The following is a 21,308-nucleotide window of genomic DNA, read 5'->3' on the forward strand; positions in this document are numbered from 1 at the left end:
GCCTTTTGTACAAATGAGTGCGCTAGTGTACAATGATGAACGCTAATGAGGACGAGATCGCGCCGGCGGTGCGCTCTATTCTCGCCGCGGCGCGGGAACGCGAGGGCGGGACGGAGCGACTCGCCGTCGACGCGCGGTCGCTCCCGGACGCCTTCGCGGCAGTCGAGGCCGACGGTCGCGTGCCGATCGTCGCGGAGGTCAAGCCGACGAGTCCGACGACGGAGGGGACGCGCGACGACGACCCGGTCGAACTGGCCGAGCAGATGGTCGAAGGCGGGGCCGCCGCCCTGTCGGTGCTCACCGAACCGGAACATTTCGGCGGGTCGCCGGCGAACCTCCGCCGGATCCGCGAGGCGGTCGACGTCCCCGTCCTGCGGAAGGACTTCGTCGTGCGCGAGGACCAACTCGACGTCGTCGCGTCGGACGTCGTCTTGCTCATCGCCCGGTTCGTCGACGACCTCGCCGGACTCGTCGAGGCGGCCGAGTCACGCGGGTTCCAGGCGCTGGTGGAGGTCCACGACGCCGCCGAGTTGGAGGCGGCGCTCGCGGCAGACGCGTCCCTCATCGGAATCAATAACCGCGACCTCGCCAAGTTGGAGGTAGACCTCGCGACGTTCGAGGAGGTCGCGACGGGCGTCCCCGACGACGTGACACTCATCGCAGAGAGCGGCGTGTCGACCGTCGACGACGTGCGGCGGATGCGCGCGGCCGGTGCGGACGCGCTACTCGTCGGGACGGCGATCATGGACGGCGACGTGACCGAGAACGTCCGACGCCTGACCACCGCGACACAGGAGACGACATGAGCACGAACACAGACGGCAAATTCGGCGACTACGGCGGACAGTACGTACCCGAGGCGTTGATGCCGGCCATCGAGGAACTGGACGACGCCTACGAACGGTACGTTCTGAACAACGAGGACGGCTTTATGGACGAGTTCCGACGGCGGCTGCGTGACTTCGGCGGCCGACCGACGCCGCTGCAGCGCGCGGACCGCCTCTCGGAACGCTACGGTCGGGAGATCTACCTGAAGCGCGAGGATCTCGTCCACGGCGGCGCGCACAAACTGAACAACGCGCTCGGACAGGTGCTGCTCGCGAAGTACATGGGCAAAGAGCGCATCGTCGCCGAGACCGGCGCGGGCCAGCACGGTACCGCGACGGCGATGGCGGCCGCCCACCTCGACGTGCCCTGCGAGATCTACATGGGCACGCGCGACATCAACCGCCAGCGACCCAACGTGTTCCGGATGCGCATCAACGGGGCCGACGTGAACCCCGTCACGGTCGGCCGCGGAACGCTCAAGGAGGCCATCTCCGAGACGATGCGCGACTGGGCGACGACGGTCGAGACGACCCACTACGTCATCGGGAGCGTCGTCGGACCCCACCCGTTCCCGAGTATGGTGCGGGACTTCCAGGCGGTCATCTCCGAAGAGGCGCGCCGACAGTCCGAGAAGCAGTTCGGCGGTCTGCCGGACTCGGTGCTCGCCTGCGCGGGCGGCGGGTCGAACACGATGGGCGCGTTCGCGAACTTCGTCGACGACGAGGGGGTCGACCTCTACGCCGTCGAGGCGGGCGGCAGCAGCCTCGAAGTCGACGAGGAGGCCGGCGTCGCCCCCAACTCCGCGTCGCTGTCGACCGGCGACGAGGGCGTGCTCCACGGCGCTCGCACGAAACTCCTGCAGGACCGCGACGGGCAGATCATGGAGTCCCACAGCGTCTCCTCGGGACTCGACTACGCGGGCGTCGGCCCCGAGCTCGCCCACCTCGTCGACGAGGGACGCGTCACGCCCGTCAACGTCGACGACGACGCGGCGCTGGCGGCGTTCCACCGACTCTCCCAGGAGGAGGGCGTCATCCCGGCGTTGGAGACGGCCCACGCCTTCGCGTATCTCCACGAGGAGTCCGAGCAGTTGGGCGAGAGGGTCGTCGTCAACGTCTCCGGCCGCGGCGACAAGGACCTCGAGTCGGTCATCGAAGAGACCAGCAAGCGCGACATCCCGAACGCCCCCGACATGGACGCCTTCCAGGGAGGGCTCTGAATGAGCCGAATTTCGGAGGCGTTCGCGGACGGCCCCGCGTTCGTCCCCTATCTCGCCGTCGGCGACCCGGACTACGAGTCCTCGCTGGCGTACGTCGAGGCGCTCGAACGCGGCGGTGCCGACCTGATCGAACTCGGCCTGCCGTTCTCCGAACCGATCGCGGAGGGGCCGACCATCCAGTCGGCGGTCGTCCGGTCGCTGGAGGGCGGGATGACGCCGACGCGGTTCTTCGAGTTCGTCGAGGAGTCGGACGTCGACGTGCCGCTGGTCTGCATGACGTACTACAACCTCATCTACCAGTTCGGTGAGGAACCCGGGCCACGTCCTTTCGTCGAGAAGGCCGCCGAAGTCGGCATCGACGGCTTCGTCGTCCCGGATCTCCCCGCCGAGGAGGCCGACCCGCTCCGTGAGGCGTGTGACGAGTTCGACCGCGACCTCGTGTTCATCGTCGCGCCGACGACGCGCGGGGAGCGCCTCGAACGCATCATGGACCGGGTGTCGGGGTACGTCTACGTACAGGCGCGTCTCGGCGTCACCGGCGCACAGGACGACGTCTCCGACCAGACCGGCCAGAGTCTCGATCGACTCTCGCAGTGGGACGTCCCGAAGGCAGTCGGCTTCGGTATCAAGATGGGCGAACACGCGGCGAACATCGTCGCCGGCGGCGCGGACGGCATCATCGTCGGCAGCGCGCTCGTGGACATCGTCGCTGAAGGCTACGAGAACGGCGACAGCGCCGCCGAGGTGGCCGACCGTCTCGAAACGAAGGCGCGCGAACTGAAAGAGGGCGCACTGCGGGGCGCCGAGCAACGTGTACCGCATCCGGAACGGCAATAAGGGCGGATTGACACAGATTCACATAACTGACTATGGACGCAGGCTTACAGTCTCGACTCGAACGCATCGGTACAGACGGACGATACCTCATCGTCCCGATGGACCACGGAGTGACGCTCGGCCCGGTGAAGGGGCTGAAGGACATCGAATCGACCGTCGACGCCATCACCCGCGGTGGCGCCGACGCGGTACTGACGCAGAAGGGGGTCGCGCCGCGCGTCCACCCGAACAAGAACGCGAAGGGGTTCATCGTCCACCTCAACGGGTCGACGGTCATCGGCCCCGACGAGGACGACAAGCGACTCACCAGTAGCGTCGAGGAGGCCATCCGCGTCGGTGCCGACGCCGTCTCCTTCCACATCAACGTCGGCAGCAACTACGAACCGACGCAGATGACCCAACTCGGCGAGGTGACCGAGAAGGCACACCGCTTCGGCATCCCGGTGCTCGCGATGGCGTACGCCCGCGGCCCGGACGTCGCCGGCGACGACCCCGAGGCGATCGGCCACGCCGTCCGACTCGCCGAAGAACTCGGTGCGGACGTCGTCAAGACGGGCTACAGCGGCGACGCCGACAGTTTCCGTCACGTGGTGGAATCGACGCGCCTGCCGGTCGTCATCGCCGGCGGAAGTAGGGGGACGAACCGCCAGACCGTCGAGATGGTCCGCGGGACGATGGACGCCGGTGCGGCCGGCGTCTCGATGGGTCGCAGCATCTTCCAGCACGACGACCCCGAGGCCATCGCGCGCGCCGTCTCCGCCATCATCCACGACGACCGCAGCGCCGAGGAGGCGCTCGAACTGGCGGCGCTCGCCCCCGACGAGTAGCCCGCGGTCCGTCGAAATAGCTGCTTCTTTCGGCAACAACGCATACAGGAGCGGCCGCTGTACCGAGAGCCATGAATCGGATCGCCACTCAGAGCGTCGTCGGGGCGGTCGTCTTCGGGTTCGGACTCAGTGGACTCGTCGACGTCCTCTTCCTCCATCACGTCCTGCAGTTGCACCACCTCGTCTCGAACGTCTACGACCCCTCGACGATGTCGGGGCTTCGGATGAACATCTTCGCGGACGGACTGTTCTCGCTCACCATGCTCGCGGTGGCCGGCGTCGGGGGCGGTCTGGTGTGGGCCGCAGAGCGACGTGCGGCCGCGCCGCTCCGGTTGAAGCCGTTGGCGGGAGCGACGGTGCTCGGCGTCGGACTGTTCGACCTGCTCGACGTCGTCGTCGACCACATGCTGCTCGGGCTCCACCACGCGACTCACAGCGGGGCGGGGATCTACGACCCCCACTGGGTCGTCGTCAGCCTGCTCATCGTCGGCGCGGGCGCGTATCTGTACCGACACGCCGGAGGGGACCCCGTCCGGTCGGAGGCGGAGGCGTAGCCGATGCTGCACGTCGGTCCCGCCGGTGTCGGCGTCGAGACGGCGCTGCCACACTGGCTGTTGCTGTTCCTCGGCGTGGCGCTGTTCGGCGCGGTCGTCGTCGCCGGCGTCGTCGCCAGCGACAGACTGTTCGGCCTCGTGTTGGCCGACTGACCGACCGCACTCGACGACCGCCCGCCGTTCGGTGAGCGTCCCCCGTCCGCGGCGGCGGACCCCGACAAGGGCTGTGGTATCCGCCACGTTCAAGCCACCGTCCCGGGAAGAGTCCGGTAATGACACGCAGCGTCTGGCTGAAGGCCGACGACACCGTCGGCGACTGGGAGACACGGAAGAAACGGATCACGGCCGGTCTCGAGTCCGGCGTCGACTGGGTGCTCGTCGACGAGAGCGACGTCGCTCGCGTCCGCGAGCTCGGCGACGTGAAGATCGCGGCGTTCCTGCAGGACACCGAGGCGTACGTCCTCGACGCCGAGGACGCCGAGAACGACGGCGGCCACGAAGGCCGCGCCGACGCCTACGTCGTCGGCAAGGACGGCGAGGGCGACGGCACCGTCGATCTCCCCTCCGACTTCTCCGGCTCTGCGGATCTGACGACGCTCCGTCGCGACGACGACCGCGCACAGGGTGCGTACGTCCGCATCTTCGATCAGGACTACGAGTCGTTCGCCGAGGAGGCCGCCCACGACGCGGAGTTCACGCTCGTCGTCGGCGAGAACTGGCAGATCATCCCACTGGAGAATCTCATCGCCCGCATCGGCGACGAGACCGAACTCGTCACCGGCGTGACCACGGCCGAGGAGGCCAAGACGGCCTTCGAGACGCTCGAACTCGGTGCCGACGGCGTCCTCCTCGACACCGACAGCCCCGACGAGATCCGAAAGACCGTCGAGGTGCGTGACGCCGCCGAGCGCGAGTCGCTCGACCTCACCTGGGCCGAGGTGACCGCTGTCGAGCGAACCGGGATGGCCGACCGCGTCTGCGTCGACACGGGGAGCCTGCTCGAACACGACGAGGGGATGCTCGTCGGCAGCATGGGCCGCGGGCTGTTCTTCGTCCACGCCGAGACCGCCGAGTCGCCGTACGTCGCCTCCCGGCCGTTCCGCGTGAACGCCGGAGCCGTCCACGCCTACGTCCGCACGCCCGGCGGCGAGACGAAGTACCTCTCGGAGCTCAAGAGCGGCGACGAGGTGCAGGTCGTCGACACCCAGGGCAACACCCGCGAGGCCATCGTCGGCCGCGTGAAGATCGAGAAGCGCCCGATGTTCCGCGTCGAGGCTCGCATTCAGACCGAGTCGGGCGAGGACCGCATCGAGACGCTGCTGCAGAACGCGGAGACGATCAAGGTGCCGACGAGCGAGGGCCGGACGGCCGTCACCGACCTGCAGGTCGGCGACGAGATGCTCGTCTACTACGAGGACACCGCCCGCCACTTCGGCGAGGCTGTCGAAGAGAGCATCATCGAGAAGTAGCGTCGCGCTCGCGCGGCGGCGTTTACGTCGTCGTCGCGTCCGGTCGTTCGCGCGTTCCCTGGCCTGGTCTTGTTCTCGTAGCGGTTAGCGAAAGTCCCCGTACCCTTCGACGTCGCACGACTCTCACCTCCTGAAATCCGCGTGCCGAAGAGAGAGAACGGATTCAGCAAACTAGTTTCGTTCGTTCCGAACAGTCGTCGCTGAATGACTGTCCGGTAGATACGCGTCCCGAGTAGCTCTCTGGTCTGATTTCCGACACGGAAAGTTCGGACGGTTTCGGTGGAAGCGACCAACAGTCCCACGTTTTATCTCTCTGTGCGGCGTTTCCCCGCTCGAATGGTGAGTCTCGAACCATCCGTCCCACCAAAGTCGTTCCTGTCTCCAGAATATAATGGATCGTGAACGATCCCTCAAGGACTGGTTTCTGTTCAGTGGGAATCGATTAACCGTTACAGGTATACTGGCGCTCACTTGCTTCGGTTGCCTCACGGTCTTCGGCACGCTCGATGTTCCTTATCTGTCGATACTGAGCCAGGGGGACACGATCGAGACGCTGTTTCAAACCCTCGTCGGTGTCCTTATCACTGGGATGACGCTCGTCGTGTCGATCAATCAGCTCGTGCTCTCCGAAGAGTTCGGGTCACTGGGCCGACAACGCGAGCGGATGGAGAAGTCGATGGCGTTCAGGAAGGACTCTGAGCGAGAGTTTCAATGGACTGGTCCTCCAGAACCGGAGCGGTTCCTCAGTACGCTCATCAGTACGAGCGTCGATCGGGCTGAGACGGTTCAGGAGGCCGTGAAAGGGAGTTCTGACCGACTCCTTCGGGACCGAGTCGATCAGCTGGTCGACCGGATTGCCACGAGTGCCGACGGGATTACCGATGAATTAGAAGACGCATCATTCGGAGAGTTCACAATCATGCGGGCCGCTCTTTCGTACAATTACTCCTGGAAGATCTACCTCGTTCGTCGACTGTACTGGGTGCACCAAGAGAGTTTGAGCGAAGATGCACAGGAGGCGATCGGTGATCTCGTAGATGTCTTGGAGTTGTTTGGCCCGGCAGAGGAGTTTTTCAAGGCACACTATCTCCAGTGGGAGCTGGTTAATTTGTCTCGACGGATCCTCTTTACGGGGATCCCGGCGCTCATCTTCTCGGTATCTGCCGCGCTTTATCTGAAACCGGAGACCGTGTCGGGAACGGTACTCAGCGTCCCCGTCCTCGTCTGGCTCATCAACGTCGGAGTAACGCTTGCGTTGATTCCGTTCTTTATCTTCACTGCGCACGTCCTTCGGACGGCCTCGATCGCGAAAGAGTCGGGGGCTATCGGCCCGTTCATCCTCCACGAATCAGAGCGAGCGCCTCTCTTCGACTGGGAGGAATGACTCTTCGCAACGTCACGTTTCATTCCCGCTCGGTCCACGGTCCTTGGTTGGTCGAACCACGTCAGCTTGCTGCTGTCCTGAACGTTCGATCCGTTCGTTGATCACGCTCTGCTGTGTTACATTCGCGCCCGCTATCTACCTCCGGCGGCACTCGGAGAGCGTCTCGATCGGAAGTTCTGGGTTCGTCTACCGCTCTCTATCGGCTCTGCGTCCGTCGGTCCGACGACTGGTGCGTCGAGAGCGGTTCGGAGCACCAGTGACAGAACTGGAGGTCGGGGTCGACTTCACCGCCGCAGTGAGGACAGACGACCGCGTTCGGACCCGAGTGGCCGATCGGGCCGCGACGGGCGAGATAGTAGGCGTCGAAGGTGCTCAGCGAGAGCAAGAGGAGAATCGGGGCGACGACCGTCAGCGGGAGCGAGTCGACGTCCGCCGTCACTCTCGACGGGTCGGAGAACACCGACACCAAGACGAGCATCGATCCGAGGACGAACGTGAACCACGCGACGGCGCGTCGCCACTCTCGCAGGTAGGCGTGGCCGACACCGGCGATGCCGAGCGAGGCGCCGAGTGCGCCCAGCAGCGCCGCGACGAGTGCGCGCCGTCCCGTATCTCCCATGATTACTCCGAATGTCTTGTTCGATTACCATTAAGCCTCGGATGTGTCGAGTCGCGCGACCAGGTGGGCGAGCGTCGCGAGATCGTACTGTCCCGGCGCGGTCGCGTCGGCCGGGTCGACCGGCGCGTAGCCGATCCGAGAGCCGTAGAGCGGCGCGACCGCCCGCGTGTGGCGGCCCGCCTCTCCCATCGCCATCGTCGCCACCGTCTCGCCGGCCGCCGTCGCCTCGTACGTCGCCGACAGGAGCGCGAGCGTGTCGGCGCGGTCGGTCGCCGTCACCGCGAGCTTGCCGACGTCCCCCTCGCGGGTCGCGTCGGTGAGCAGCTCCCGGAGTTCGGACGCGGGCGGCGTCGTCTCGAAGTCGTGGACGGAGACGACGACGGCGGCGTCGTGGTCGCGGGCGTGCTCGCGGAGCGCGGCCGCGTCGCGAGCGGCCGTCTCCGCCGTCCCGGTGAGCGCCCGGAGTTCGACGTCGACGGCTTCGACGGCGTCGTGTTCGACGGCCGTCGCCAGCGTGGCGAGTCGGTCCTCCTCGGGTGCCTCTCCTCCTTCCCAGACGGCACGGTTGGTGACCAGAAGCGGGAGTTCGCCGTCGTACGCGTCGAGTGCCGCCAGTGGGTCGTCCGCGAGATCCATCCGAAACTCGACGGCGTCGGCGTGGTCGCGTGCCGCCGGCTCCGCAGAGAGATCCGCAGTGCTTGCTGTGAGCACGAAGCGGTCGAAGTCCATACCGAGTGCTCTGACGCGACGGAGTAAACGTTGCCCGTTCGGCGCCACGTCAGCCGTGGTCGACGTCGGACTCGTCGAGTTCGTCTAGTGGCGCGTGAGAGAGACGGTAGCGGACGGTGTGACAGTCGGCCGGCGTCTCGTCGTACGGGCGTTCGTCGCCGTGAGAACCCTCGCCGCCCTGCCCGTCCGGCACGGCGCGCTCGGCGGTGACGTCGTCGCCTCCGTCTGCGCCGACGGTCGCTCTCGAGACGTCCGTGACGGCGTAGAGCCGTATCTGACGCTCCTGGCGTGTCACGACCGGAACGTCGTAGTGGACCGCCTCGTAGTCCGGGTCGCGGTCGGCGACGAACGTCCGGTGACGCTCGAGTCGCTCGTGGGCCTGCCGCCGTGACCGCGCCGGGAGGTCCGTCGTTCGCTCGTCGAACCCTTCGACGAGGTCGACGTCGAGTTCGTAGCCGACGGAGTCGCGACCGGCGTGCATCGCCGCGAGCGTCGTCGTCCCCGTCCCGGCAAAGGGATCGAGGACGGTGTCGCCGTAGGTGGAGTACATCCGGACGAGTCGAAGCGGGAGTTCGAGCGGGAACGCCGCCGACCGCTCTCGGTCGTCGGTCGCCGTCGCCTCCATCGTCTGGTCGGTCCCCGTGAACGACCAGAGGTCGGAGAACCACTCGTTGCGCTCCTCCCAGAAGAAGGCGCTCGCGTAGCGCTCGGGGTCGCTCGGCGGGAACTCCCGCGCCTCCCCCTTGCGGAAGACGAGCACGTACTCGTGTTCGAGCGTGACGTAGGCGCTGGGCGGGAGCATCCCCGACCCCATGAACTTCGTGAGCCGGTTCGTCGGCTTGCGCCAGAGGATGTCCGGTAGCGACCGGAGGCCGCGGTCGTCGAACGCCTCGATGACCCGCGCGTGGTTCGGGAACTGTCGGAACCCGTCGTCGAACGACCGGACGGCGTCGCCGACGTTCACACAGACGATGCCGCCGGGTGCGACGACGCGAGCGACCTCGTCCCAGACGGCGTCCAGTTGGGCGTGCATCCGCTCGAAGGCGGCGTCGCCGTCACCGTCGGCGAGGGCGTCGGCGATCGCCGGGTCCCGCGCGGTGAACAGCTCGTCCCACATCTCGATCATCGGGTAGGGAGGCGAGGTGACCACCAGGTCGACCGACTCGTCGGCGACGTGGCTCATGTCTGTCGCGTCGGCCGCGCGGAGGACGTGGTTGGTGTGCACTCGGTACATGTGCACAGGTCTGAAAGTTGTAGTTTGGGGTCTCGCGGTTGCCGACGCCGGTCCAGTCACGCTGGAAACGAGAGTTCGTGCGTCAGCCTCAGACGACGCCGAGGCCTTCCTCCGCTTCCAGCAGTTCGTGATAGCGGTTGCGGATGGTGACCTCGCTGATGTCGGCCACCTCGCTGACGGCCGCCTGCGTCGTCTTCTCGTTGGTCAGGAGGGCGGCGGCGTAGACGGCGGCCGCGGCGAGGCCCACCGGCGACTTCCCGCTGTGGACGCCCTGTTCCTTGGCGTTCTTCAGCAGTTGGCGGGCGCGTCGTTCGGTCTCCTCGGAGAGGTCGAGCGACGAGGCGAAGCGGGGGACGTAGCTCTCGGGGTCTGCGGGACGTACCTCGAGTTTGAGTTCGCGGACGACGTAGCGGTACGTCCGGGCGACCTCGCTCTTCTCGACGCGGGAGACGTCGGTGATCTCGTCGAGGCTCCGGGGGACGCCGGCCATCCGGGCGGCGGCGTAGACGCAAGCGGTCGAGACGCCCTCGATGGAGCGTCCCGGGAGGAGGTTGTCGTCGAGCGCGCGACGGTAGATCACCGACGCCGTCTCGCGGACGTTCGTCGGAAGTCCCAGGGCACTCGCCATGCGGTCGATCTCGCCGAGCGCCTGCTTGAGGTTGCGCTCCTTGGAGTCGCGGGTGCGGAACCGCTCGTTCCACTTTCGGAGCCGTTGCATCTTCTGTCGCTGGCGGGACCCGAGCGAGTTGCCGTAGGCGTCTTTGTTCCGCCAGTCGATGTTCGTCGACAGCCCCTTGTCGTGCATCGTGTTGGTCGTCGGTGCCCCGACGCGGGACTTCTGGTCCTTCTCGCTGGCGTTGAACGCGCGCCACTCCGGGCCGCGGTCGACCGAGTCCTCCGAGACGACGAGCCCACAGTCCGCACAGACTGTCTCACCGTGCCCCTCGTCGGAGACGACGTTTCCGTCGCACTCTGGACACCGAAGCGTCTCGCCGTTCGATGTCGTCTGCTCGCTCGTCTGCGTTCGGGTGTGCGTCTTTTCACTCATGTATGGGACGGCGGGCGCTCCCGGGGGCGAACTGCCTGAAAAAACCCGGTGCGGTCCTTATGCCACAAAAGGACACCAAACATATAAATGCTGCGGTTACGAGTCAAAAAACCGCCGAATTTGGACGATATAACGGACCTGATTCTAATTCGTAGCAAGGGTTAAATATCGAGACTGTCGCGCCGGATATTTGTCGCTGCCAGTCCGACAAGTCGACGTGACAGACGAACCGCGAGTCGTCTCGCTCGCCCCGAGCGCGACGGCGACGCTCGCTGCGATGGACGCCGCCGACCTCCTCGTCGGGGTCACGACGCACTGTGAACTCGATCGACCGGCAGTCGGCGGCTGGCTCAACCCGGAGTTCGACCGCCTCGCGGACCTCGATCCCGACGTAGTCTGCACCTGCGACGACCTGCAGACGGAGATCCGAGACGACCTCCGCGACCGGGGGTACGAGGTGGTCCACACCGCCCCGACCACGCTGACAGAGACGCTCAAAACGTTCGAGACGCTCGGTCGTGCGGTCGGTCGACCGGAGGCGGGGAGACGCCTCGAGGCGGACGCCCGCCGGCGGCTCGACCGGATCGCCACCCACGTCGACGGCCGCGAACGACCCGTCGTCTACTGCGAGGAGTGGTCGGACCCGCCGATGGCCGCCGGCAACTGGGTGCCCGACGCTGTCGCGGCCGCCGGTGGGACGTGCCCCTTCGTCGACGCCGGCGACCGCTCCCGGGAGGTCTCGGAGGCGACCGTGACCGCCGCCGACCCGGACCACGTCGTCCTCCACGTCTGCGGTCGCGGCGACCGGGTCGACCCTGGCGTCGTCGCCGACCGCGGCTGGGAGCTCGACGCCGCGGTCCACGTCGTCGACGACGCGCTCCTCAACCAGCCGAGTCCGCGACTCCTCGACGGGGTCGAGACGCTCGCCGAACTGTTCCACGGCCCGCTTCCGACAGGCCGATAGGTTCCGACGCGACAGAGGTCGTATGCACATCGGTGTCGGGAGCGGAAACCCCGTGAAGCGGCGAGCGGTCGAGCGGACGGTGCCGGAGGCGACGGTGACGGCAGTCAGCGTCGACTCCGGCGTGAGCGAACAGCCGACGGGTCACGCGGAGACGGTTCGAGGAGCGGAGAACCGCGCCCGCAACGTCCTCGCGGCCGACGCGTTCGACTACGGCGTCGGCCTCGAGGGTGGCGTCGCGACGTTCGACGGGACGGAGGGACTGTTCTTGATCATGTGGGCGGCCGTCACCGACGGCGAGACCGTCGGACGCGGGGCCGGGCCGAGTCTCGAACTTCCGGCCGACGTCGCCGCCCGAGTGAGAGACGGCGAGGAGCTCGGCCCCGTCATGGACGACGTCCTCGGGACGACCGACGTCGCGAAGAAGGCGGGTGCGGCGGGCGTGCTTTCCGGCGGGCGCGTCGACCGCACGGAGGCGCTCGGTGCGGCGCTCGCGGGCGCGTTCGGCCCGTTCGAGACGGCGCTGTACGGAGCAGACGGCTGAAAGAGAGAGACGAAGCGTGCCGGAACGCGACGAGGCGAGGGGGAAAGACAGACGAGAAGAGACGTGTTCTGCGGTCAGTCCTGCGTCGGTTCGGCCGCGTCGTGGATGTCGGAAGACTCCTCGACAGCGGTCGTCAGCGAGACGTTGAGCGACGCCATCGAGACGACGCCGCCGGCGGCGGTGACGAGGTTCTTCACCGCGTGGTCGAGGAACGCCGCGCCGAGCGCGACGGGTGCGGCGATGGGCGTCAGCGCCACCACGAGCACCGTGAACGCCGCCTCGTAGAGGCCGATCCCGCCCGGCGAGAGCGGGAGCACCTTCGCGAGGTTACCGACGCTCACCGCGAAGAACGACACGGCGACGAGCGACACGAACGAGACGCCGCTGCCGCCGACGTTCGCGCCGAGCGCGAGCAACACGAGCAGCGCCGTGACGACGTCGAGTACCCAGATGGCGAGACTGGAGAGACCGACGCGGGCGAACGCCCGGCGTGTCCCTGCGGCCCGCTGGAGGTCGCCGACGAACCGTTCGACGATACTCGCGACTGAGTCGGCGTACGAGTCGGTGCTGACCCGCGCGATGCTGCGGCGGATGAGCTGCGAGTCCGAGCGCGCGCTGGCGACGATCGCGGCGACGGCGACGATCGCGGCGACGCCGACACCCGCCGCGACACCGGTCGCGACCCGAGCGGCACCGCGGTCGACCGTGCCGACCGTGCCGCTGGCGAAGATGCCTTCGACGAGGTCGGCCGCCCCGCCCGTCAGGGTGAGCCCCACGAGGACGGTCCCCGCGAGCGCGACCAGCGACAGCAGGTCGAAGACGCGCTCTGCGGCGAGCGACGCGAACCCGGATGGGTACGGGATGCCGCGTCGCGCCTTCACGACGTACGCGCGGACCGCGTCACCTGCCCGTGCCGGGAAGACGAGGTTCCCGGTCTGACTGATGAAGATGGCCCCAGTCAGGAACTTCGGACTGCTCGGATACCCCAGCTCTGCGAGGATGTCACGGTAGCGAAGCCCGCGCAGCGGCCACGAGAGCAGGTAGACGAGCGCCGCCCCGCCGACGAGCGTTGGGTCGGCATCGGCCATCCGGGCCAGCACCTGCTCGAAGTCGATGTAGACGGTCATCAGGGCGAGCGCGACGAGCGTCATCAGCACGCCGGCGGCCATCGACACCTTGCGGTCGATTCGGGGCTCGACCGACAGCTCCCACCAGGTCCGGAGGATCTGACTCCCCATCCCGAAGACGTCGCGGACGAGGTCGACCTTCGTGTCGCCCTTCGGCTCCCAGTCGACGGGGAACTCGGCGACGCGGAGCCCCGAACGCTGCGCCCGGACCAGCATCTCGGTGTCCCAGAACCAGTGGTTGTCCTTGACGTCGTAGCGCAGGAGGTTGAACGCCTCGCGGCTGAACGCCTTGAACCCACACTGGTGGTCGCGAAGCTCCGACCGGAGGAAGAAGCGGACGAAGAGGTTGTAGAACCGACTCGGGACGCCGCGTTTCGCGGGTCGGTCGGCGACGTTCTCGCTCATCCACCGCGACCCGGTGGCGACGTCGTACTCTCCCGAGCGGACGCGCTCGACGAGCTCTTCGAGATGGCTCATGTCGGTCGCGAGGTCCGTGTCGAAGTAGACGAGCACGTCGCCGTCTGCGGCCTCGAACGCACGCTCGAGCGCACCGCCGCGCCCGAGTCGTTCGTCGCTGTGGAAGTGGCGTACCCGCGGATCTTCGGCCGCGAGTCGGTCTGCGATCTCTGGTGTCCGGTCGTCACAGCCGTCCTCGGCGACGAGAACCTCGTAGGCGCCCTCCGGGAGGAACCCCGAGAGCGTCTCGAGCGTCGTTCGGACGGTCTCCTCGATGGTCTTCTCCTCGTTGTACGCAGGAAGGACCACACTCACCTCGGGGGTGCGTGTAGAGGTGACGACAGGACTCGCCTGGCGCGAGCTACTCATTAGATACTGGTGCGATATCCGGCCGTATGAACTTTCTGACCACCTCTCTCTTCGGTGATAGCTAGCAGCACTCGTTGCCACGCCAACGTCTCACACGGGATCTGAGCGGGTGGGACTGTCTGCGGGGCCGATCGAGGGGCCGGCTGTTAGGTAACTGTACCCGGGCGGCGTCGCGAGACGAGTTCCACACGGCACTCGATGCCGAAAATCGCACGACAGCGGCGTGTTAACCGGCTGTACCAAATCCCCTATTAGTCGAACCGACTATCTGTGAGATATGAGCGCCACCGCCGCCGGCACCGACCTCACCGACAAACAACAGCGCATCCTGCAGTACCTCCGTGAGGAGGGACAGACGAAGACCTACTTCAAGTCGCGGCTCATCGCCGACGATCTCGGTCTCACCGCCAAGGAGGTCGGAGCCAACATGCGCGCCATCCTCTCGGGCGAGTACGACGTCGCCGTCGAGAAGTGGGGCTACTCCTCGGGGACGACCTGGAAGGTCTGCGTCTAAGCGTCCACCGTCGCGGTCGTCGCCGTCGGCCCCTCCGCCGGGAGATACCCCTCGTCGCGGAACCACGCGACCTCGTCGCGCAGCGTCTCCGAGAGCGGCCGGAACGTCACCCCCAGTTCGCGTTCCGCCTTGCTCGAGTCGACGAACTGTCTCGCAGCGAGCGTCGAGACGCCCCGCCGTGTCGTCGTCGTCTCCCGCCCTCGCAGCCTCGCGATCACCTCTGATATCGTCGCGAACGCCAGCACCGCCCGGTACGGCAGTCGCCGGGGAACGCGACTCCCCGTCAGTGCCGAGAGCGTGGCGGCGACCTCGGCCAACTCCGTGTACGCTCCACCGACGATGTACCGCTCGCCCGGCCGACCGCGTTCGGCCGCGGCGAGCATGGCGTCTGCGACGTCCCGGACGTCGACGGCGACGCTCCCACCGTCGAACACGGCCGGCAACGACCCCGTGACGAGGTCGATCACGACCCGACCCGCGTCGGTCGGTGCGGCGTCTCCCGGACCGAACATCCAGCCGGGGAGGACGGTGACGACCGGCACGTCGTGGCTTCGACAGAACCGCTCGACCGCGCGGTCGGCCTCGACCTTGCTCCGGAAGTAGCCGTTCGTCCGTGTGATCTCGCCCGGCGGCGTCGACTCGTCGCCCGGAGAACCGTCGGGTTTCGTCCCGACGACGCCCGCAGAACTGACGTAGACGACTCGCCCGACGTCGGCGGCGTCCGCCGCCTCCAGAAGGTCGACCGTCCCGTCGACGTTGATCGCTCGAAGCGAGTCGGCGTGGACGTCGTGGTCGCCGTGTCGGTAGTACTCCCTGAAGTACGCCGCCGTGTGGAAGAGTACGTCACATCCGACGAGGTGGTCGGCGAACCCGTCGACGTCACGCAGATCCCCCTCGACGACCCTCACGTCGAGGTCGCCGAGGAGTCGCTCCGCCTTCTCCGTCGAGCGGACGAGTGCGGTCACCTCGTGGCCGTCGGCGACGAGTCGCCGGACGAGGTTGTTGCCGAGGAAGCCAGTGCCGCCGGTCACGAACGTCTGCATACCTACTCGGTCGTCGCCAGCGGAGATAACCTGTCGCTCGCTCGGCGTGGCTCAGGGGTCGAACCGGATGAGCGAGTCGGCTTCGGAGGCGAAGGCGGCGGCGTCCTCGTCGAACGAGTCGGCGTACCGCAGTAGCAACGTGATGACCGTCTCCGGCGACTCGACGGCGTAGCCGTCTTCGCGGGAGAGCAGGTCGGCCGCCTCCAGTTCCTTCGCGTAGTTGCTCACGGTGGCACGCGAGACGTCGAGCGTCTTCGCGAGGTCGCTGCCCGTCGCGTCGGGGTTCCGAAGCAGTTCGACGAGCATCCCCCGCGGCGTCCGCCGTCGGAGGTAGCCGAGTGCGACCTGCTCGAACTCGGAGAAGCGACCCGCCGGGAAGAGGCGACGGTAGTCGCCGTCGCGACGCGACTCGACGACGCCGTCGGCGAGCAGGCGCTTGAGGTGGTGTTGCGTCTCGCCCGTCCCGAGTTTGAGGTCGTCACGGAGCTTCGAGAAGTGCGCGCCGGGCGTCGCACCCAGGTAGCCGACGATGGCGTCGCGGGCGTCGCTGCGGGTGTCCTCCTCGCTGTCTCGACGGCCGCCCACGAAAGGCGTGGCCGCGCCGAGTGCGGCGAAGCGACGGAGCGTCGCCCGCTTCTCCTCGTCGACTCTGTCGGACATCTGTTATGTGTTACGGGGTTAGGGAAAGAAAAGGCTTCGCTTGGTCCGGCGAGCTACTTGTCGAGTTCCATCTCCTCGTCGTCGGGGCGCTGACCGTCCTTCTGCGACGTCGACGACGAATCGGTGTCAGTCTGGTCGGCGGCCGTCGACGACTCCTCCTCGTTCGCCTCCGAGATGACCTCTTCGGCGCTCTTCATGTCGACACCTTCGCCGGCCTTGATCGCTTCGGCCTCCTGTTCGAGCTGTTGGACGTCCATCTCGGCGGCGTCGTCGATCTGTCCGAGGATCTCCTCGATGTCGTCGAGACCGATGAGTTCGCGGGTCTCCTCGTCGAACTCCATCGAGCTGAGCCCCTCTTTGTCCTGGACGTCGCTACCGGACAACTGCTTGCCGTAGCGACCGACCAGCGAGGTCAGCTCCTGGGGGAGGACGAACGTCGTCGACTCGCCCTGCCCGATCTTCTCCAGCGTCTCCATCCCCTTGTCGATAATGGCGCGCTCGCCCATCGACTCGGCGGACTTCGCACGGAGCACGGTCGAGATGGCGTCACCCTGCGCTTCGAGGATCTGCGACTGCTTCTCACCCTGGGCGCGGATGATGTTCGACTGCTTCTCACCTTCGGCCTGTTCGACGGCGCTGCGGCGTTCACCCTGCGCTTCGAGGATCATCGCACGGCGACGACGCTCGGCGGAGGTCTGCTGTTCCATCGCCTGTTGGACGTCGGCGCTCGGGTTGACCTCCCGGACCTCGACGCTCTCGACGCGGATCCCCCACTCGTCGGTGGGTTCGTCGAGTTCGCGACGGATGCGAGCGTTGATCTCCTGGCGCTTGTTGAGCGTGTCGTCGAGCTCCATGTCGCCGAGAACGGCCCGCAGCGTCGTCTGGGCGAGGTTGGAGACGGCGGTCTTGTAGTCCTCGACCTCGAGGAACGCCTTCTTCGCGTCCATCACCTTGATGTAGACGACGGCGTCGGCGGTGACCGGCGAGTTGTCTTTCGTGATCGCTTCCTGTCGGGGGACGTCCAGCGTCTGCGTCCGCATGTCGAACGGATACGTCCGAGACACGAACGGCGGGACGAAGTTGATACCTGGTTCGAGCAGTTTGCGGTACTCGCCGAAGACCGTCAGCGCACGCTTCTCGTACGCGTTGACGATCTCCACCATCGAGTAGACGACGACGATGGCGAGTAGCAACAGGAGGAGGCCGACGAACACGGCGGCTCCACCTAGGATGTTCACCTGGAGCAACACGGGGTCCATACCCGACGCTTCGGATGTTGGTTAAATAAGGCTTTGCACAAATCGGGCAACGGAACGACAGTATCGGTGTGGACGATCGGTCGGATCGGCGGTCAGGCTCGCTCGGTCTCCTCTTCGATCTCACTTTCGCGTTGCCGTCGTCTCCGGGCCTCTCGACCCTTCCGGAGTTCGCGGTCGATCTCGTCTTCCTCGATGGAGTCGATCGCCTCGACCGTCACGACGTTGCCGCCGCCGGGGTCGACGACCATCACCTCTGCCCCCTCGGGGATCTCGCCGTGGACCGACCGCGCGGCGTAGTAGGGGTTGAATCCGCCGCTGTCGAGTTTGATCTCACCGTCCGAGGGAGTGACGCGCTGGATGACACGGCCGGTCTTCCCCGTCAGCGACTCGGAGTCGGAGGTCTGTTGCGTTCCCTTCCCGCCGTAGATGTCGAGCTCGCGGTAGCCGTACAGCGCGAGGCCGCCGAACAGGAACACCATCAGGGCGAGGACGATCGGACTGGCCAGCGGGCCGAGGAGCAACCCGACCACCCCGGCCGCGAGCAGTGCGACGCCGAGGACGACGAAGTGCGCACCCGGCGCTAACGCCTCCGCGAGCGACAGTCCGATCCCTGCGACGACCAAGAGCAGCGGCAGCACCGCTGGGTCGATGGGGTCCAACTGGAGGGCGACGAGCGGCAGTCCCGCGGCGAACCCGAGCGGCCGGTCCGAGACGAGCGAGCTCACAGCGACACGAAGATGAGGAGCGTCCCCACGACGCCGAGGAGGACGAACATCGCGTTCTCGAGCGAGGGATCGCCGGGTTCGAGCGGTGGTAACTCCGGTTCGTCGGTCGTCTCGGCGTCCTCACCGACCTCGTCGAGCCCGAACTGCCACTCCGTGTCGTCGTCGGCCGATGGGTCGTCGGAGGGGGAGTGCATACGTACTGCTAGGGGGCGGGGATTCAAAGGGCTACCGCCGTTCGAGAACGGTCCGAGAGAGCGGTCGTGACCGACGGTTCAGCGCTGCTTCTGGTGTCTGATGATGTCGCCCTCGTAGACGACGCCGCGCTCGGCGTGGAGGGTGATCGTCTCGCCGTCCGGGAGCGCGTCGGGCAACGGCGCGCCCGATATCATCGGGATGTCGAGTTCGCGGGCGACGAGCGCCGGGTAGCCGGTCATCCCGGCGCGAGCGTCGACGATCCCCGCGACTCGCTGGACGTCGCCGGTGAACTCGCCCTCGAACGACGCGGGGACGACGAGTATCGCCCCGTCGGGAGCGTCGTCGAGGTCGCCGTCGCCGACCCGGAACAGCGGTCCGGCGGCGCGACCGCCGACGACCTTCCGGCCCGTGGCCACCGCCTCGGCGGCGACGTGGACCTTCAGCATGTTCGTCGTGTTCGTCCCCTCCAGTTCGGTCATCATCCCCGAGAGGACGACCACCGTGTCGCCGCTCTCGGCGACGCCGGCGTCGAGGGCGGCCGAGACCCCGTTCTCGATGATGGAGTCGACGCCCTCGCTGTACTCGGCGTACTCGGCGTTGACGCCCCACGAGAGCGCGAGCTGGCGACGGACACGGTCGTTCGGTGTCGTCGCGACGACCGGGACGCCGGAGCGGAACTTCGCGGTCTTGCGGGCGGTGTAGCCGGACTCGGAGGCCGCGACGATGGCGGCGGCGTCGATGTCGCGGGCGAGATACCGAGCCGACCGCGCCAGCGCCTCCGTCCGGGAGTCCTCGTCGGCCGTCGGCACGCGCTGTTCCTGACTCTCGCCGTACTCCGCGCTGGACTCGACCTGTCGGACGATACGGTCCATCGTCTCGACGACGCGCACCGGGTTGTCACCGATGGCAGTCTCGCCCGACAGCATCACCGCGTCGGTACCGTCGAGGACGGCGTTTGCGACGTCGGAGGCCTCCGCGCGCGTCGGACGGCGCGAGTGAACCATCGAGTCGAGCATCTCCGTCGCCGTGATGACGGGGACGCCCGCGTCGATACACTTGCGGATGATTCGCTTCTGGATCATCGGCACGTCCTCCAGCGGACACTCGACGCCGAGGTCGCCGCGGGCGACCATCACGCCGTAGGCGGCCTCGATGATCTCGTCGAGGTTGTCGACCGCGCCGGCGCGCTCGATCTTGGCGACGATGGGGATGTCCGCGCCGAGTTCGTCGAGCGCGTCGCTGATGGCGTAGACGTCGCCCGCCGACCGGACGAAACTCGCCGCGACGAAGTCGGCGTTCTTCTCGGCGGCGACTTCCAACTCTCGACGGTCGCCGTCGGTGATGAGGTCGATGTCGAGGTCGACGCCGGGGAGGTTGACCCCTTTCCGCCCACTGAGTTCGCCGCCGGAGTCGACGTGTGCGACGACGGTGTCGTCGTCGACGTCGACGACGGTCGCCTCGATCCGGCCGTCGTCGAGCAGGATGGTGTCACCCGGCTCGGCTGCGGTGATGGAGTACGACAGGCCGACCTCCTCGGGCGTCGCCTCCTCGCCCTCGACGAAGCGGACCTCCGAGCCGGTTTCGAGGAAGATCGGTTCGTCGAGCGGTGCGGTACGGACTTCTGGACCCTGCAGGTCGACCATCGCGGCGACCGGTTTCTCCGTGGCTTCGTCGACGGCGCGGACGCGGTCGATGACCTCCGCGCGGTGGTCGGGCGTCCCGTGGCTGGCGTTGAGCCGCGCCACCGACATCCCGGCGTCGACGAGCTCGCGGATCGTCGTCCGGTCGTCCGATGCCGGACCGAGAGTGCAGACGATCTTCGCGTTTCTCATGCGCCTCGATACGGGAGTCGTGTTGAAAAACCCCGCCGATACAACTCCTCTCCGAGTAACGATCTCTGCGGAGCCCTCCGGACCGGTATATAGTGGCCGCTCCGGCTTTCGTCTGACTGATATCTCGGTCGGTCGGCAATAAGCCCTAACCAACGGCCGGGCGAACCGCCGGGATGCAATGGAGCACATCACCGACGAACTGGTCGGCAAGCACGTCGTCGGCCCGAGCGGCGAGGACATCGGCAAGGTGACTGCCGTCGAGGACGACAAAGCGGTCCTCAAGGGACAGACCGGTCTCTCCGCGACCATCGAGGCGGCGCTCACCGACGAGAACGACCGACTCGCGCTCGACGCCGAACAGATCGAGTCGGTGTCGGACAACACGATCAGAGTGGACGCCGACGTCTGACCGTCGAACCTGAACCGACAACCCAGTCGAACACCCTCTATCCGTGACTACTACGAAGACACCGATGAACCACGACGAGTTCGTCCGAACGGTGCAGGCACAGAGCGATCTCAGCGACGAAGCGCGCGTCTCGGCCGCCGCCGAGTCGGTACTGGCGGTGCTGAGCGAGCGACTGAGCGAGGGACAGACGCAGGAGCTCGCGGAGGCGCTTCCGGCCAACCTCGCCGACGCGGTGACGCAGGCCGACGGCGACGCCGAGGCGTTCGACGCCGACGAGTTCGTCCAGCGGGTCCGACGGCGCGAGGACGAACGGGAGGAACTCGACGGCAACGACGCCCCGACGCACGTCCGGTCGGTACTGGTGGGTCTCATGGAGGCCACCGACGACCAGTGGGACGACGCGCTCGCGCAGTTGCCCGAAGACTACCGACGGCTGTACGAAGCTTAGAAGACGGAGAGAAAGCGC

24 protein-coding genes are annotated in these 21,308 nt (G+C 67.1%); 13 read left to right on the plus strand and 11 right to left on the minus strand.

The window, feature by feature from the left end:
• Positions 1–35 precede the first annotated feature (35 nt).
• The 8 genes from trpC (at position 36) to EOHIBHHM_RS02915 (ending at position 7,118) form a co-directional block, all read left to right on the plus strand.
• On the plus strand, positions 36–806 hold the full coding sequence (gene trpC / locus EOHIBHHM_RS02880; protein ID WP_497256890.1) for an indole-3-glycerol phosphate synthase: 771 nt from the start codon (positions 36–38) through the stop codon (positions 804–806).
• Positions 803–2,047 (plus strand): tryptophan synthase subunit beta, encoded by a 1,245-nt coding sequence (trpB, locus tag EOHIBHHM_RS02885; protein WP_497254452.1) that lies wholly within the window; start codon positions 803–805, stop codon positions 2,045–2,047. Before trpC ends, trpB begins: the two co-directional genes overlap by 4 nt.
• A complete protein-coding gene (gene trpA, locus EOHIBHHM_RS02890; RefSeq protein WP_497254454.1) occupies positions 2,048–2,884 on the plus strand; it encodes a tryptophan synthase subunit alpha in 837 nt (278 codons plus the stop codon).
• Between the two features lie 32 nt (positions 2,885–2,916).
• The gene (locus EOHIBHHM_RS02895; RefSeq protein ID WP_497254456.1) at positions 2,917–3,711 is read left to right on the plus strand and encodes a 2-amino-3,7-dideoxy-D-threo-hept-6-ulosonate synthase; all 795 of its coding nucleotides are present in this window, start codon (positions 2,917–2,919) and stop codon (positions 3,709–3,711) included.
• A 71-nt stretch (positions 3,712–3,782) separates the two neighbouring features.
• Positions 3,783–4,265, plus strand: a complete 483-nt coding sequence (locus tag EOHIBHHM_RS02900) for a DUF2243 domain-containing protein (RefSeq protein WP_497254458.1) — start codon at positions 3,783–3,785, stop codon at positions 4,263–4,265.
• A 3-nt stretch (positions 4,266–4,268) separates the two neighbouring features.
• Positions 4,269–4,418 carry a hypothetical protein gene (locus tag EOHIBHHM_RS02905; RefSeq protein ID WP_497254460.1) on the plus strand — a complete coding sequence of 50 codons (150 nt, stop codon included), beginning with the start codon at positions 4,269–4,271 and terminating at the stop codon, positions 4,416–4,418.
• Between the two features lie 119 nt (positions 4,419–4,537).
• Complete coding sequence (locus EOHIBHHM_RS02910) at positions 4,538–5,734, plus strand: 3-dehydroquinate synthase II (protein WP_497254462.1); 1,197 nt, start codon at positions 4,538–4,540, stop codon at positions 5,732–5,734.
• Positions 5,735–6,125: 391 nt separating this feature from the next.
• The gene (locus EOHIBHHM_RS02915) at positions 6,126–7,118 is read left to right on the plus strand and encodes a DUF7972 family membrane protein (RefSeq protein WP_497254464.1); all 993 of its coding nucleotides are present in this window, start codon (positions 6,126–6,128) and stop codon (positions 7,116–7,118) included.
• 196 nt (positions 7,119–7,314) lie between these two features.
• Here EOHIBHHM_RS02915 and EOHIBHHM_RS02920 read toward each other — a convergent pair whose 3' ends face one another.
• From EOHIBHHM_RS02920 to EOHIBHHM_RS02935, 4 genes are all read right to left on the minus strand, one after another.
• Positions 7,315–7,737 (minus strand): DUF7575 domain-containing protein, encoded by a 423-nt coding sequence (locus EOHIBHHM_RS02920; RefSeq protein WP_497254466.1) that lies wholly within the window; start codon positions 7,735–7,737, stop codon positions 7,315–7,317.
• A 30-nt stretch (positions 7,738–7,767) separates the two neighbouring features.
• Positions 7,768–8,466, minus strand: coding sequence for a type I 3-dehydroquinate dehydratase (locus EOHIBHHM_RS02925; protein ID WP_497254468.1), 699 nt, complete (start codon positions 8,464–8,466; stop codon positions 7,768–7,770).
• A gap of 49 nt (positions 8,467–8,515) precedes the next feature.
• Positions 8,516–9,691 carry a DNA-methyltransferase gene (locus EOHIBHHM_RS02930; RefSeq protein ID WP_497256892.1) on the minus strand — a complete coding sequence of 392 codons (1,176 nt, stop codon included), beginning with the start codon at positions 9,689–9,691 and terminating at the stop codon, positions 8,516–8,518.
• A gap of 97 nt (positions 9,692–9,788) precedes the next feature.
• The gene (locus tag EOHIBHHM_RS02935) at positions 9,789–10,748 is read right to left on the minus strand and encodes a transcription initiation factor IIB (protein ID WP_497254470.1); all 960 of its coding nucleotides are present in this window, start codon (positions 10,746–10,748) and stop codon (positions 9,789–9,791) included.
• 277 nt (positions 10,749–11,025) lie between these two features.
• Here EOHIBHHM_RS02935 and EOHIBHHM_RS02940 point away from each other — a divergent pair, with 277 nt between their 5' ends.
• A complete protein-coding gene (locus EOHIBHHM_RS02940; protein ID WP_497256894.1) occupies positions 11,026–11,712 on the plus strand; it encodes a helical backbone metal receptor in 687 nt (228 codons plus the stop codon).
• A gap of 22 nt (positions 11,713–11,734) precedes the next feature.
• Entirely contained in the window at positions 11,735–12,253 is a 519-nt protein-coding gene (yjjX, locus tag EOHIBHHM_RS02945) for an inosine/xanthosine triphosphatase (protein WP_497254472.1), read from the plus strand.
• Positions 12,254–12,327: 74 nt separating this feature from the next.
• On the opposite strand, the gene EOHIBHHM_RS02950 is transcribed toward yjjX, so the two are convergent.
• Entirely contained in the window at positions 12,328–14,205 is a 1,878-nt protein-coding gene (locus EOHIBHHM_RS02950) for a flippase-like domain-containing protein (protein WP_497254474.1), read from the minus strand.
• 277 nt (positions 14,206–14,482) lie between these two features.
• Between EOHIBHHM_RS02950 and EOHIBHHM_RS02955 the strand changes: the two genes are divergently transcribed.
• The gene (locus EOHIBHHM_RS02955) at positions 14,483–14,719 is read left to right on the plus strand and encodes a DUF7123 family protein (RefSeq protein ID WP_497254476.1); all 237 of its coding nucleotides are present in this window, start codon (positions 14,483–14,485) and stop codon (positions 14,717–14,719) included.
• Here EOHIBHHM_RS02955 and EOHIBHHM_RS02960 read toward each other — a convergent pair.
• From EOHIBHHM_RS02960 to pyk, 6 genes are all read right to left on the minus strand, one after another.
• Positions 14,716–15,762, minus strand: coding sequence for an NAD-dependent epimerase/dehydratase family protein (locus EOHIBHHM_RS02960; RefSeq protein ID WP_497254478.1), 1,047 nt, complete (start codon positions 15,760–15,762; stop codon positions 14,716–14,718). The genes EOHIBHHM_RS02955 and EOHIBHHM_RS02960 overlap by 4 nt on opposite strands.
• A gap of 51 nt (positions 15,763–15,813) precedes the next feature.
• Complete coding sequence (locus EOHIBHHM_RS02965; protein ID WP_497254480.1) at positions 15,814–16,422, minus strand: winged helix-turn-helix transcriptional regulator; 609 nt, start codon at positions 16,420–16,422, stop codon at positions 15,814–15,816.
• A gap of 53 nt (positions 16,423–16,475) precedes the next feature.
• Positions 16,476–17,681 (minus strand): SPFH domain-containing protein, encoded by a 1,206-nt coding sequence (locus tag EOHIBHHM_RS02970; protein ID WP_497254482.1) that lies wholly within the window; start codon positions 17,679–17,681, stop codon positions 16,476–16,478.
• Positions 17,682–17,773: 92 nt separating this feature from the next.
• Positions 17,774–18,361 (minus strand): NfeD family protein, encoded by a 588-nt coding sequence (locus tag EOHIBHHM_RS02975; RefSeq protein ID WP_497256896.1) that lies wholly within the window; start codon positions 18,359–18,361, stop codon positions 17,774–17,776.
• A 41-nt stretch (positions 18,362–18,402) separates the two neighbouring features.
• The gene (locus EOHIBHHM_RS02980; RefSeq protein ID WP_497254484.1) at positions 18,403–18,600 is read right to left on the minus strand and encodes a DUF7312 domain-containing protein; all 198 of its coding nucleotides are present in this window, start codon (positions 18,598–18,600) and stop codon (positions 18,403–18,405) included.
• A gap of 78 nt (positions 18,601–18,678) precedes the next feature.
• A complete protein-coding gene (gene pyk, locus EOHIBHHM_RS02985) occupies positions 18,679–20,433 on the minus strand; it encodes a pyruvate kinase (protein WP_497254486.1) in 1,755 nt (584 codons plus the stop codon).
• A gap of 178 nt (positions 20,434–20,611) precedes the next feature.
• Between pyk and EOHIBHHM_RS02990 the strand changes: the two genes are divergently transcribed.
• Complete coding sequence (locus EOHIBHHM_RS02990) at positions 20,612–20,842, plus strand: DUF8593 domain-containing protein (protein ID WP_497254488.1); 231 nt, start codon at positions 20,612–20,614, stop codon at positions 20,840–20,842.
• Positions 20,843–20,906: 64 nt separating this feature from the next.
• The gene (locus tag EOHIBHHM_RS02995) at positions 20,907–21,290 is read left to right on the plus strand and encodes a DUF2267 domain-containing protein (RefSeq protein ID WP_497254490.1); all 384 of its coding nucleotides are present in this window, start codon (positions 20,907–20,909) and stop codon (positions 21,288–21,290) included.
• The last annotated feature ends 18 nt before the right edge of the window (positions 21,291–21,308 follow it).

It is taken from the genome of Halogranum roseipondis (genome assembly GCF_059695585.1).

Coding starts and splice junctions, on each gene's coding strand:
- trpC (WP_497256890.1), top strand. CDS start 36: ATGAACGCTAATGAGGACGAGATCGCGCCGGCGGTGCGCTCTATTCTC.
- trpB (WP_497254452.1), top strand. CDS start 803: ATGAGCACGAACACAGACGGCAAATTCGGCGACTACGGCGGACAGTAC.
- trpA (WP_497254454.1), top strand. CDS start 2,048: ATGAGCCGAATTTCGGAGGCGTTCGCGGACGGCCCCGCGTTCGTCCCC.
- EOHIBHHM_RS02895 (WP_497254456.1), top strand. CDS start 2,917: ATGGACGCAGGCTTACAGTCTCGACTCGAACGCATCGGTACAGACGGA.
- EOHIBHHM_RS02900 (WP_497254458.1), top strand. CDS start 3,783: ATGAATCGGATCGCCACTCAGAGCGTCGTCGGGGCGGTCGTCTTCGGG.
- EOHIBHHM_RS02905 (WP_497254460.1), top strand. CDS start 4,269: ATGCTGCACGTCGGTCCCGCCGGTGTCGGCGTCGAGACGGCGCTGCCA.
- EOHIBHHM_RS02910 (WP_497254462.1), top strand. CDS start 4,538: ATGACACGCAGCGTCTGGCTGAAGGCCGACGACACCGTCGGCGACTGG.
- EOHIBHHM_RS02915 (WP_497254464.1), top strand. CDS start 6,126: ATGGATCGTGAACGATCCCTCAAGGACTGGTTTCTGTTCAGTGGGAAT.
- EOHIBHHM_RS02920 (WP_497254466.1), bottom strand. CDS start 7,737: ATGGGAGATACGGGACGGCGCGCACTCGTCGCGGCGCTGCTGGGCGCA.
- EOHIBHHM_RS02925 (WP_497254468.1), bottom strand. CDS start 8,466: ATGGACTTCGACCGCTTCGTGCTCACAGCAAGCACTGCGGATCTCTCT.
- EOHIBHHM_RS02935 (WP_497254470.1), bottom strand. CDS start 10,748: ATGAGTGAAAAGACGCACACCCGAACGCAGACGAGCGAGCAGACGACA.
- EOHIBHHM_RS02940 (WP_497256894.1), top strand. CDS start 11,026: ATGGACGCCGCCGACCTCCTCGTCGGGGTCACGACGCACTGTGAACTC.
- yjjX (WP_497254472.1), top strand. CDS start 11,735: ATGCACATCGGTGTCGGGAGCGGAAACCCCGTGAAGCGGCGAGCGGTC.
- EOHIBHHM_RS02950 (WP_497254474.1), bottom strand. CDS start 14,205: ATGAGTAGCTCGCGCCAGGCGAGTCCTGTCGTCACCTCTACACGCACC.
- EOHIBHHM_RS02955 (WP_497254476.1), top strand. CDS start 14,483: ATGAGCGCCACCGCCGCCGGCACCGACCTCACCGACAAACAACAGCGC.
- EOHIBHHM_RS02960 (WP_497254478.1), bottom strand. CDS start 15,762: ATGCAGACGTTCGTGACCGGCGGCACTGGCTTCCTCGGCAACAACCTC.
- EOHIBHHM_RS02965 (WP_497254480.1), bottom strand. CDS start 16,422: ATGTCCGACAGAGTCGACGAGGAGAAGCGGGCGACGCTCCGTCGCTTC.
- EOHIBHHM_RS02970 (WP_497254482.1), bottom strand. CDS start 17,681: ATGGACCCCGTGTTGCTCCAGGTGAACATCCTAGGTGGAGCCGCCGTG.
- EOHIBHHM_RS02980 (WP_497254484.1), bottom strand. CDS start 18,600: ATGCACTCCCCCTCCGACGACCCATCGGCCGACGACGACACGGAGTGG.
- pyk (WP_497254486.1), bottom strand. CDS start 20,433: ATGAGAAACGCGAAGATCGTCTGCACTCTCGGTCCGGCATCGGACGAC.
- EOHIBHHM_RS02990 (WP_497254488.1), top strand. CDS start 20,612: ATGGAGCACATCACCGACGAACTGGTCGGCAAGCACGTCGTCGGCCCG.
- EOHIBHHM_RS02995 (WP_497254490.1), top strand. CDS start 20,907: ATGAACCACGACGAGTTCGTCCGAACGGTGCAGGCACAGAGCGATCTC.